Source organism: Anoxybacillus pushchinoensis (assembly GCF_900111795.1).
Classification (GTDB): Bacteria; Bacillota; Bacilli; order Bacillales; family Anoxybacillaceae; genus Anoxybacillus; species Anoxybacillus pushchinoensis.
The window spans coordinates 1-10,675 of sequence record NZ_FOJQ01000065.1; the positions used below are offsets into that span (position 1 = coordinate 1).

At 40.3% G+C, this 10,675-nt stretch carries 12 protein-coding genes; 10 read left to right on the forward strand and 2 right to left on the reverse strand.

Annotation, left to right across the window (positions count from 1 at the left end; genetic code table 11):
- Window positions 1–153 precede the first annotated feature (153 nt).
- The 4 genes from BM213_RS12770 (at window position 154) to mbcS (ending at window position 4,455) form a co-directional block, all read left to right on the forward strand.
- The gene (locus tag BM213_RS12770) at window positions 154–1,305 is read left to right on the forward strand and encodes a cysteine desulfurase family protein (RefSeq protein ID WP_091704755.1); all 1,152 of its coding nucleotides are present in this window, start codon (window positions 154–156) and stop codon (window positions 1,303–1,305) included.
- Window positions 1,302–2,495, forward strand: coding sequence for a tRNA uracil 4-sulfurtransferase ThiI (gene thiI / locus BM213_RS12775; RefSeq protein WP_091704758.1), 1,194 nt, complete (start codon window positions 1,302–1,304; stop codon window positions 2,493–2,495). The genes BM213_RS12770 and thiI overlap by 4 nt, the downstream gene beginning before the upstream one ends.
- 61 nt (window positions 2,496–2,556) lie before the next feature.
- The gene (locus tag BM213_RS12780) at window positions 2,557–2,748 is read left to right on the forward strand and encodes an alpha/beta-type small acid-soluble spore protein (protein WP_003398020.1); all 192 of its coding nucleotides are present in this window, start codon (window positions 2,557–2,559) and stop codon (window positions 2,746–2,748) included.
- A 132-nt stretch (window positions 2,749–2,880) separates the two neighbouring features.
- A complete protein-coding gene (gene mbcS, locus BM213_RS12785; RefSeq protein ID WP_091704760.1) occupies window positions 2,881–4,455 on the forward strand; it encodes an acyl-CoA synthetase MbcS in 1,575 nt (524 codons plus the stop codon).
- 467 nt (window positions 4,456–4,922) lie between these two features.
- Here the strand turns inward: mbcS and BM213_RS12795 are convergent, their stop codons facing one another.
- A complete protein-coding gene (locus BM213_RS12795; RefSeq protein ID WP_091704763.1) occupies window positions 4,923–5,726 on the reverse strand; it encodes an NAD kinase in 804 nt (267 codons plus the stop codon).
- A 125-nt stretch (window positions 5,727–5,851) separates the two neighbouring features.
- Here BM213_RS12795 and BM213_RS12800 point away from each other — a divergent pair, with 125 nt between their 5' ends.
- The 5 genes from BM213_RS12800 to BM213_RS12820 all read left to right on the forward strand — a co-directional run bounded on the left by BM213_RS12800 (window position 5,852) and on the right by BM213_RS12820 (window position 9,925).
- Window positions 5,852–6,463, forward strand: a complete 612-nt coding sequence (locus tag BM213_RS12800) for a DUF2953 domain-containing protein (protein WP_091704766.1) — start codon at window positions 5,852–5,854, stop codon at window positions 6,461–6,463.
- Between the two features lie 38 nt (window positions 6,464–6,501).
- The gene (ytfJ, locus tag BM213_RS12805; RefSeq protein WP_091704769.1) at window positions 6,502–6,930 is read left to right on the forward strand and encodes a GerW family sporulation protein; all 429 of its coding nucleotides are present in this window, start codon (window positions 6,502–6,504) and stop codon (window positions 6,928–6,930) included.
- Between the two features lie 77 nt (window positions 6,931–7,007).
- Window positions 7,008–7,511 carry a thiol peroxidase gene (gene tpx / locus BM213_RS12810; protein WP_091704771.1) on the forward strand — a complete coding sequence of 168 codons (504 nt, stop codon included), beginning with the start codon at window positions 7,008–7,010 and terminating at the stop codon, window positions 7,509–7,511.
- Window positions 7,512–7,599: 88 nt separating this feature from the next.
- Complete coding sequence (locus tag BM213_RS12815) at window positions 7,600–8,574, forward strand: class I SAM-dependent methyltransferase (protein ID WP_091704776.1); 975 nt, start codon at window positions 7,600–7,602, stop codon at window positions 8,572–8,574.
- Between the two features lie 157 nt (window positions 8,575–8,731).
- A complete protein-coding gene (locus tag BM213_RS12820; protein ID WP_091704774.1) occupies window positions 8,732–9,925 on the forward strand; it encodes an acetate kinase in 1,194 nt (397 codons plus the stop codon).
- A 26-nt stretch (window positions 9,926–9,951) separates the two neighbouring features.
- On the opposite strand, the gene BM213_RS12825 is transcribed toward BM213_RS12820, so the two are convergent.
- Window positions 9,952–10,266 carry a hypothetical protein gene (locus tag BM213_RS12825; RefSeq protein ID WP_091704779.1) on the reverse strand — a complete coding sequence of 105 codons (315 nt, stop codon included), beginning with the start codon at window positions 10,264–10,266 and terminating at the stop codon, window positions 9,952–9,954.
- A 183-nt stretch (window positions 10,267–10,449) separates the two neighbouring features.
- Here BM213_RS12825 and BM213_RS12830 point away from each other — a divergent pair.
- A partial coding sequence (locus tag BM213_RS12830) for a DUF4372 domain-containing protein (RefSeq protein WP_143091176.1) occupies window positions 10,450–10,675 on the forward strand: 226 nt, incomplete at its 3' end.

Genomic DNA, 10,675 nt, shown 5'->3' on the forward strand with positions numbered 1-10,675 from the left:
ATACGCCTGTGGAGTTAGTAGGTTGCGAGGACGATGAAGCAGGAAATTCTCACTGCGAAGTGAGAAGCCCGCGACTTTAGCCGTGGGAGGTTCACTAAAGATGTGATAATATAAGAAGGCTGTTTGTATACGAACGTAATGGAGGCAAGGGCGATGATGTACTTGGACAATAGCGCCACAACAAAACCGTTTCAAGAAGTATTACAATCATTTTTGAAGGTAGCCAGCGACCATTTTGGAAATCCTTCGTCGCTACATGGACTAGGCATGCAAGCAGAGAGATTGCTCACGCAAGCAAGAGAACAAGTTGCACGTCTGCTTGGCGTCAAACCAACCGAGATTATTTTTACATCAGGTGGGACGGAAGGAAACAATTTAGCGATTAAAGGGGTGGCTTGGCAGCATCAAAAACGTGGCCGCCATATCATTACAACGGCGATTGAACATCCATCTGTAACAGAAGCGTGCAAACAGCTTGAACAACTCGGGTTTCAAGTTACATATGTACCTGTTGATGAACGTGGGATTGTCTCGCCGTTACACATTGAACAAGCGTTGCGTGACGATACAATTCTCGTTTCCGTTATGCATGTAAATAACGAAGTCGGCTCTATCCAACCAATTGAAGAAATTGGCATGTTGTTAAAAAAATATCCGAAAGTGCTATTTCATGTTGATGGGGTGCAAGGTGCGGCGAAAGTACCACTTCATTTGAAACAGGCAAACGTTGATTTATATACGGCATCGGCGCATAAATTTCACGGTCTAAAAGGAGCAGGCATTTTGTACGTTCGAGAAGGCGTACGTCTTTCACCTCTTTTATCAGGTGGGGCGCAGGAGATGCAACTGCGATCGGGAACAGAAAATGTCGCTGCCATTGTTGCGATGGCGAAAGCATTGCGATTGTCCATTGAAACATATAGCGAAGCGTCTGCACAACTCGAGCAGATGAAGCGAGCCATCATCGAACATTTACAGACGATAGAAGGCATTGTTGTTCATACACCAGTCGATCACTCTGCTCCGCATATTATTCACTTTTCACTGGAAGGAATTAAATCAGAGGCGTTTGTTCATGAATTAGAAAAGCATCACATATATGTATCGACAACATCGGCTTGTTCGTCGCGTAAAAAGGCGCCGAGCAAAACATTGTTAGCGATGGGAGTTGAACAAGCGCGAGCAGAACGCTCGATTCGTATTAGTTTGTCATACGAACAACGGATGGAACATGTTCCGATCATGATCGAAGCAATGAAACGTGCATACGAACGATTAAAAATAGTAGCGAGGGGAACGAAATGACATACGATCATATTGTAGTCCGTTACGGTGAAATGTCGACAAAGGGAAAAAACCGTTTGCAATTTGTACGGTGTTTAAAACGAAATGTAGCGAGAAAGTTGAAGCATTTTCCGAATGTTGAAATTGAAGCATCACGCGATCGAATGTACATTCGCTTACGTGAAACGCCGCCGCAACTTGTTATTGAAAAATTGCGTGAAGTGTTCGGCATCCAATCATTAAGTTTAGCGTTAAAAACCGACAGCGACCTACAAAAGATAAAAGAAGCGACGCTTTTCTTTGTGAAGCAATTCCCACATGAAGGAAAGACGTTTAAAATATCGGCAAGAAGAGCGGATAAACAATTTCCTGTAACGACAAATGAGTTAAACTACGAACTCGGCAGCTATGTGTTGAAAAATACAACAGGTTTAACGGTCGATGTCCATCATCCAGACATTGATGTTCGTGTTGAAGTGCGAAAAGAAGGAACATACATTACTGCATACGATGTGCAAGGAGCAGGTGGTTTACCAGTTGGCACGAGCGGAAAAGCGATGTTGATGCTTTCTGGCGGAATCGATAGCCCGGTAGCTGGATATTTAGCGATGAAGCGCGGGTTACAAATTGAGGCTGTTCACTTTTTTAGTCCACCGTTTACAAGTGAACGAGCGAAACAAAAAGTCATTGATTTAGCGCAACGTTTGACGGAGTTTGGAGGAACGATTCGCCTCCATATTGTGCCGTTTACAGAGCTGCAGCAAGCTATTTATAAACAAGTTCCTGAAAACTACTCGCTCATTTCGACGCGGCGCGCCATGTTGCGCATTACAGATGAAATTCGCAAAAAGGAAAATGGATTGGCTATTGTGACAGGGGAGAGCTTAGGACAAGTGGCTAGTCAAACGCTTGAAAGTATGGTTGTTGTCAACGACGTCACAACAACCCCAATTCTCCGGCCGCTCATTTCAATGGACAAAACGGAAATTATTTCGCTTGCTGAACGAATTGGGACGCATCATATTTCCATTCGGCCGTATGAAGATTGTTGTACGATTTTTACGCCAAAAGCACCGAAGACGAAGCCGAAAAAAGAAAAAGTTATTCATTATGAACAATTTTTACCACTAGATAAGATGATTGCAGATACCGTTGCCCGCGTTGAAACGATAACGTTGAGACCTGATCAACCGCTGGACGAGCTCTTTTAAGAGACTATGTATAAAACCCATTTGTTTTGCACAACCTATCGTTGCGAGGGGGTGAAAACAGATGGCAAATCGAAATCGATTGCTCGTCCCTGGTGTAGAACAAGCGCTTGATCACATGAAGTACGAAATTGCTCAAGAATTCGGTGTGCAGTTAGGCCCAGATACAACTGCGCGAGCAAACGGTTCTGTTGGTGGCGAGATGACAAAACGTCTCGTGAAAATGGCGGAACAACAATTGAGCAGTCAAAAATAAATATAGATCGAAAACTCGGTAGGGCTTATTCTACCGAGTTTTTTATTTTGTAAAAATTTTTAGAAAAGTTATACAAAACTACGCCGTTTTTTTGTATAATTTTTTTGTAATGATATGGTAGGGGAGAGGAAAATGAGTTTAATTGCACCAGAAAAGTACAATTTAACAAGCGAGTTTGAAAAGTATGAGGACGATCCAAACCGAATGGCGTTGAAATGGGAGAGTGAATCGGGAGAAACAAAAGAGCTTACATATGTTGAGCTAATGAAACAGGCGAATAAAATTGCAAACGCTTTCGTTAATCATGGATTGCAAAAAGGAGATAAAGTGCTTGTGATGCTCCCGCGTTTGTTAGAAGCATATGCGGTATATATAGGTGCGTTGAAAGCCGGGCTTGTCGTTATTCCAAGTTCTGAAATGTTGCGTACAAAAGATTTGCAATATCGGATTTCGCATGGGGAAGTGAAAGGAATTGTAGCTTATTATCCGTATATTGAACAATTTGTTCCAATTGAAGGAATGGAAAACATTATCACGTTTTCTGTCGGCGGTTCGACTGAGCGATGGCTCGATTTACATGACGAAATGGCAAAGCAAGACGATATGTTTGTTACTGTGCAAACATCCCGAGATGATATGGCGTTTTTATCATATACATCGGGAACGACGGGGAATCCGAAAGGGGTTGTGCATACGCACGGTTGGGCATATGCTCACTTAAGAACAGCGGCGAAAAATTGGCTCTGTATTGAAGAAGGGGATCTTGTTTGGGCAACAGCGAGCCCTGGATGGCAAAAGTGGGTATGGAGCCCGTTTTTATCAACGCTTGGATGCGGGGCGACAGGTTTTGTGTACCATGGCCGCTTTGAGCCGGAAAAATATTTGCATCTGCTAGAGAAGTACCGTATAAATGTACTTTGTTGTACACCAACAGAATATCGTCTTATGGCGAAGGTGCCGACGATTTCTCAATATAAGTTGCCGCACTTGCATAGCGCTGTATCTGCCGGGGAGCCGTTAAACCGAGAAGTGATTGATACGTTTGAGCGGTATTTTGGTGTTCAAGTTCGCGATGGATATGGACAAACAGAAAATACGTTGCTTGTCGGCGTGATGAAAGGAATGAACATAAAGCCAGGTTCGATGGGGAAACCGACACCAGGGAATCGTGTTGAAATCATTAATGAGTTCGGTGAGCCTTGTGCGGTTGGAGAAGTCGGAGATATTGCGGTTCACGTCGAAACGCCAGCTTTATTTAAGTGTTATTATAAAGACCCGGAACGAACAGCGATGCAGTTTCGTGGAGAATATTATATTACTGGCGATAAAGCGAAAAAAGATGAGGAAGGGTACTTTTGGTTTGAAGGTCGTGGTGATGATATTATTATTAGTTCAGGTTATACGATTGGGCCATTTGAGGTAGAAGATGCGCTAGTGAAACATCCGTTTGTAAAAGAATGTGCAGTTGTCGCTAGTCCAGATGAAATTCGTGGTCATGTAGTTAAAGCGTTTATCGTTCTACGAGAAGGGGTAGATAAAAACGACCCGAATTTAATTCCGCAGCTTCAAGAGCACGTGAAACAACTAACAGCGCCGTATAAATATCCGCGCAAAATCGAGTTTGTTGATGATCTACCAAAAACAACTTCTGGGAAAATACGTCGTGTTGAATTGCGTGAGCGTGAAATGAAAGCTATGCAAAAGTAATATATTCCGCTCCGATTTATTCGGAGTGGAAAAAGCTTGACGAACAAAAAAATTTTTTGTATTATTCTTTTTAGAATTTTCTTAAAATTAAGAAATATTTCTGCAACCCTCTTTTTGATAACGTTTACATTTTTGAAATTTGCCTCTGTAAAGTCATAAAGATATAAAAACGTCCATAAAGTGTTATCGAAAGAGGGAAATAAACAAAGAGGGGGGAATGAAGTGGGCATATTGAAAGTTCAACGATCATTTATCACCTGCAGGTTTTATGTTTGATACCGCGCTCTGACGCATTGGTGCAACAGTTGTTCCAACAGGGCCGGGAAACCGAGAATTGCAAGTACAATTGATGAGCGATTTGCAAGTAACAGGATATGTTGGTACGCCAAGCTTTTTACTTACTTCTTTTTACTTACTTTGTTACAATATGCAGAAGAAAATGGTAAAAAGAGGCGTTATGCCTCTTTTTACAAAAATGTTCGTTTTACTTTTTCCCAAAAAGAGTTATCTTTTAACTTGACCGTTTTTATGACTTTTCCACTTAATGCAATATCAATTTTTTCAACATGTTGAATGCTTAATGCTTCATTATCCATCCCGATAATTGGATAGTCGTTTCCGTCTTGTACGACTTTTAATGTAAGTTTTCGGTTTCCGCTTAAAATAAATGATGAACCGAGGGTGCGATAACGGTTATTGTTCAACGACGCTAATTCGCTTACTTGAAAGCAAGGAAGCATCGGGTCTACGACTGCCCCATTGACCGATTTGTTGTAGGCGGTACTTCCCGTCGGTGTAGCAATGATCATTCCATCCCCACGGAATGTTTCAAAATGCAAATCGTCAATAAACACGTCCATGACAAACGTTTTAATAATGCTTGAACGAATCGAACATTCATTCAAACAATAAAATGATGTCGAGTCGTTGACTGTGACATAAATCGTTGGATATTTACGCACCTCAATTTGTTCTGTTGTCATTGCTTCAATCATTTTTTCTGTATCGTGAATATGAAAATCACAATACATACTTAATGTGCCTAATGTTGAAATACCTGCATATAAGCAATCATCACGAAAACCTGTTTTTCTGACTGCTTGTAAAAACGTTCCATCTCCCCCGATGCTCACAATAATGTTTGCATATTTTGCATCATCCACGACTTCAAATTCGTACTGTTTAGCGAGTTGAATAAGAGGTTGAACTTGCTTTGTTGTTTCTTCATCATGCTTATGAAAGAAGTACATGCGATTACGGCGTCCAGTCATCGTTTTCCCTCCGTTAAAATGTCCTCACGTTTATTTTATCATTTATTTTCCATTCATAGCGAATTTATTCGTTTAATTTTGCTCATTTTTGTCGAAAATGTCATCGGGGAGGAAGTGAAAAGCCGATGATTTTCGTTATTACCATCATCTTAATTGCCTTTTTAACGCTCATTCCTTTTTCATATGTGCATATTACGATTCAATTTCAACATGCACAAGATGACGATCAATTAATGATAGATGTTCGTCTTCTTCGTTTTATTCGCTATCGTTTGACTATTCCGCTCATTGAAATCTCAAAAAGCGAAGTGGGAATCGTTACAGAAGAAAAAACGAATACAGGAAAAGATGAAAAAACAACGTTTACTGTGAACGATGCTCGTGACCGTTTAGCAAAAGTGAGACAATTGTTAAATAAAATCGTTCATTTGCATACGATTATAAAAAAGTTTTTACAAAACGTCTATGTTTTACAGTTTCAATGGCACACACAAATTGGTGTCGGTGACGCGGCAAAAACCGCCGTGCTTGTTGGGAGCGGATGGTCAGTAAAATATTATGTGGTGGCAATGATAAGTAAATATATGAACGTTTGTATCACTCCCTCCATTTCTATCGTTCCTTTTTTTCAAGGAGCTGTATCGCGTACGTCATTTACATGTATGATCCGATTTCGAATTGGTTACGCTATATTAGCAGGACTGAAGGTCGTTAAACATTGGAAAAAAGACGTGTGAGCCACAAATGATGTGGACAGTTGTTAGGAGGAATGAAAATGAATGGACATCCAATTGAAGGATTAATGACGACGGCGATGGAAAATTTAAAAGAAATGATCGATGTCAATACAATTATTGGTGATCCTGTCGAAACACCTGATGGAAGTGTCATTTTAACTGTTTCAAAAGTCGGATTTGGCTTCGCTGCAGGCGGTAGTGAGTTTATATTAAACAATGGAAACGAACAACAAAAAGAAGCACATCCGTTCGGTGGGGGAAGTGGTGGCGGAGTATCGATCACACCGATTGCTTTTTTAATTGTTAACAGTTCTGGTGTGAAATTGTTGCATGTGGACGAAAGCACGCACTTATACGAGAAAATTTTAGACTTAGCTCCACAAGCGATTGAAAAAATTCAGCATATGTTTGAGAAAAAAGAAAAGCCGAAGCAACAACGTAACGGGGCGCCAGACTTTGATATTTAGTATCAATCGAAATAATTGAATTTTTCATCTAATTACGTTATGATGAGCCTGTATCTTATATAAAGAGGAGGCTTACTATGGCGAAGGTTACATTTAAAGGAAATCCTGTCACGTTAGTTGGCAATGAAGTGAAAGTCGGTGATGCAGCTCCTAATTTCACGGTGCTTGCAAACGACTTATCGCCGGTGACATTAGACGATACAAAAGGATTTGTTCGATTAATTAGCGTTGTACCATCAATTGATACAGGAGTTTGTGATGCGCAAACGCGTCGTTTCAATGAGGAAGCAGGTAGCATTGAAGGAGTGAAAGTATTAACGATTAGCGTTGATTTACCATTTGCGCAAAAACGTTGGTGCGCTGCAAACGGGTTAGAAAACGTTGTCACACTGTCTGATCATCGTGACGTATCGTTTGGTCAAGCATATGGTGTGCTTATTCAAGAATTGCGTTTACTTGCTCGCGCTGTATTTGTCGTTGATCGTAACGATCGTGTGACATATGTTGAGTATGTATCTGAAGCGACAAACCATCCGAACTACGAAGCGGCAATCGAAGCGGCAAAACAAGCCGCGCAATAATAATTGTTTGAGGCTATCTCAAAAAGGGATAGCCTTTTTCGTTTATATTTTCTAAAATAGAATGTCGGACAGAAAGGAGTGAGGGATGTTGGAAAAATTGTTTACCATCATTGATGAAACGGCGACATGGCTTCAAGAAGAATTAAAATGTTCATATTTAGAAGCAGTTGCTGAAACTGGAGAAAATTTATTTCACAGTGATGTATTGCAAGAAGAAGTGAGCGAGTTGTTAAAGAAACGGTTACAAAAGGCGTATGCATCTGTTCATTTGCACGAATGGAAAAATGAACACATCCGTAAAGCGTTGCAATTAGCGATGTTGAAAGGAATGAAGGAGTACGTACAGCCACACCATCAAATGACACCGGATGCGGTCTCAGTATTTATTGGCTATTTAGTTGATGAATTTACAAAAACGTATTTTTCGTTATCGCTTCTCGATCCTGCTATTGGGACAGGAAATTTAATGACAGCGGTATTAAATCAATTAACAAATAAAAAAGTGCGGAGTTACGGTGTAGACGCAGACGATTTATTGCTAAAGCTTGCTTATGTGAATGCAAATTTACAACGACATGAAATCCAATTGTTTCATCAAGATAGCTTAAAGCCGTTGTTTATTGAACCGGTTGATGTTGTCGTTTGCGATTTACCAATCGGATATTATCCAGATGATGAAAACGCTAAATCGTTCCACTTACATGCGAAAAGTGGCCATTCATACGCTCACTATTTGTTCATTGAACAAAGTATTCGTTATACGAAAGAAGGTGGGTATTTATTTTTCTTAATTCCAAATACGCTGTTTACGTCAGATGAATCGAAAGAGTTGCATGCGTTGATTAAGAAAGAGACGTTTATTCAAAGTTTGTTGCAACTTCCGCTTTCGATGTTTAAAAATGAAGCAGCAGCGAAAAGTATTTTTATTTTGCAAAAAAAAGGGGCGCATGCAAAAGCGCCAAAACAAGCGTTGCTTGCCCAGCTTCCTAGCTTCTCAAATAAAGAGGCGATGCAAGCGATGGTCGTGAAGCTTGAACAATGGCTGAAAGAAAATCGTTCATAACCTTCTGAATATAACAAATATGTGAAGAAAACGTTTTCGGGAAGTTTGTATACTTGAAAAGAGCGGTGAACGACCCGTAAAATGAGAGACGTACCGATGAAATTCGCATAGTTGCATACAATAATTGTGAACGATGTCAAAGGAGCTGTTTAATCAAATGCCAAAAATCATTGCGATCAATGCAGGAAGTTCTTCGTTAAAATTTCAATTGTTCAACATGCCGAGCGAGGAAGTGTTAACAAAAGGTGTTGTTGAGCGAATTGGTTTTGAAGATGCGATTTTTAATATTACAGTCAATGGTGAAAAAATAAAAGAAGTAACGCCAATTTCGGATCATGCGGTTGCTGTAAAAATGTTGCTTGATAAATTAATTGAACTTGGTATTATTCAATCGTTTGACGAAATCGAAGGAATTGGTCATCGTGTGGTACATGGTGGAGAGAAATTTAGCGACTCCGTTTTAATTACAGATGAGACGCTAAAAGAAATTGAAGACTTATCTGATTTAGCGCCATTGCACAACCCAGCAAACGTTGTCGGCATTAAAGCGTTTCGTGAAGTTTTACCAAATGTGCCAGCTGTTGCTGTATTCGATACAGCGTTCCATCAGACGATGCCAGAACAGTCGTTTTTATATAGCTTGCCATATGAGTATTACGAAAAGTTCGGCATTCGTAAATACGGGTTTCACGGCACATCACATAAATATGTGACACAACGTGCAGCTGAGCTATTAGGCCGCCCAATTGAGCAACTTCGTTTAATTTCTTGTCATTTAGGAAATGGAGCAAGTATTGCAGCGGTAGAAGGCGGGAAATCGATCGATACGTCCATGGGCTTTACACCGCTTGCCGGTGTAGCGATGGGGACGCGCTCAGGAAACATCGACCCAGCGCTAATCCCGTACATTATGCAAAAAACAGGGAAAACAGCCGAGGAAGTTATTGATATTTTAAATAAAAAGAGCGGAATGCTCGGTTTAACTGGTTTTTCAAGCGATTTACGCGATATTGAAGAAGCGGCTTCAAAAGGCGATCGACGTGCAAAGTTGGCGCTCGAAGTGTTTGCTGGGCGCATTCATAAATACATCGGCTCATACGCAGCGCGCATGTGCGGGGTTGATGCCATTATTTTCACAGCAGGCATTGGTGAAAACAGCGATGTCGTCCGTGCAAAAGTATTGCGTGGTCTTGAATTTATGGGTGTCTACTGGGATCCAGCATTAAATAAAGTGCGCGGCAAAGAAGCGTTTATTAGCTATCCGCATTCTCCAGTAAAAGTATTAGTCATCCCGACAAATGAAGAAGTAATGATCGCCCGTGATGTGATGAGATTGGCGAATTTAGCGTAAAAAAGGTGTCCGTATGGGCACCTTTTTTATTGATGTATGCGATTTGTAACCGTCTGATTCATCCGATACCAAATCCATAAATCGTTAATCATTGAAGCGAGCGAGGCGATTTCTGAATTGAGCATACATGAGCGAGCAAAATCATTTTCTTCTCCGAGTTGCCTTTGTTTTTCATTAATTTGTTGCTCTAGCTCGATAATTCGATCAGGAATTTTGCCACGAATCGTCTCCCATTCTAATAAAATTTCTGCTTGTTCTTCTTTTGTGTACATGTCCCATTCCTTCTCTAAATGTGGCAGGCGAATGCCAAGGCGTTCATCATATATAAAATGTGTACTCATATTATTCCCCCATCCTTTTTGCTTACTAATTTTTATTTTAATCAAAATCACTAGCGTCGCATTAAAATAATTTAACACCTTTAAATAAACCGAATTTTCTGAAATATAATCCAAACACAAAAAAATCCTTTATAATGGTTGGGTGGTAGTAAACCATCCAAATCCAATACAAAGGACAAAACCATGGATAAGTTTACACGAAAAACATCATTTGAACAATGGTTTTCACCGATTAATCGTCCATTATTTGATGACCTAGTGAAAACACATCAATTAAATCACTATACCAAGAAACTTTATATGGCTTCATTTATGAAACTGCTTTTGTATGCCCAACTCCATGAAACCGAGAGTTTACGGGCGTTGAGTGACGCTGTCTTTTTAGAAGAATTACAACGAGCAACGGGAT

Excerpts from the sequence above, each read along its gene's own strand:
- BM213_RS12770 (WP_091704755.1), top strand. The coding sequence starts at position 154 with ATGATGTACTTGGACAATAGCGCCACAACAAAACCGTTTCAAGAAGTA.
- thiI (WP_091704758.1), top strand. The coding sequence starts at position 1,302 with ATGACATACGATCATATTGTAGTCCGTTACGGTGAAATGTCGACAAAG.
- BM213_RS12780 (WP_003398020.1), top strand. The coding sequence starts at position 2,557 with ATGGCAAATCGAAATCGATTGCTCGTCCCTGGTGTAGAACAAGCGCTT.
- mbcS (WP_091704760.1), top strand. The coding sequence starts at position 2,881 with ATGAGTTTAATTGCACCAGAAAAGTACAATTTAACAAGCGAGTTTGAA.
- BM213_RS12795 (WP_091704763.1), bottom strand. The coding sequence starts at position 5,726 with ATGACTGGACGCCGTAATCGCATGTACTTCTTTCATAAGCATGATGAA.
- BM213_RS12800 (WP_091704766.1), top strand. The coding sequence starts at position 5,852 with ATGATTTTCGTTATTACCATCATCTTAATTGCCTTTTTAACGCTCATT.
- ytfJ (WP_091704769.1), top strand. The coding sequence starts at position 6,502 with ATGAATGGACATCCAATTGAAGGATTAATGACGACGGCGATGGAAAAT.
- tpx (WP_091704771.1), top strand. The coding sequence starts at position 7,008 with ATGGCGAAGGTTACATTTAAAGGAAATCCTGTCACGTTAGTTGGCAAT.
- BM213_RS12820 (WP_091704774.1), top strand. The coding sequence starts at position 8,732 with ATGCCAAAAATCATTGCGATCAATGCAGGAAGTTCTTCGTTAAAATTT.
- BM213_RS12825 (WP_091704779.1), bottom strand. The coding sequence starts at position 10,266 with ATGAGTACACATTTTATATATGATGAACGCCTTGGCATTCGCCTGCCA.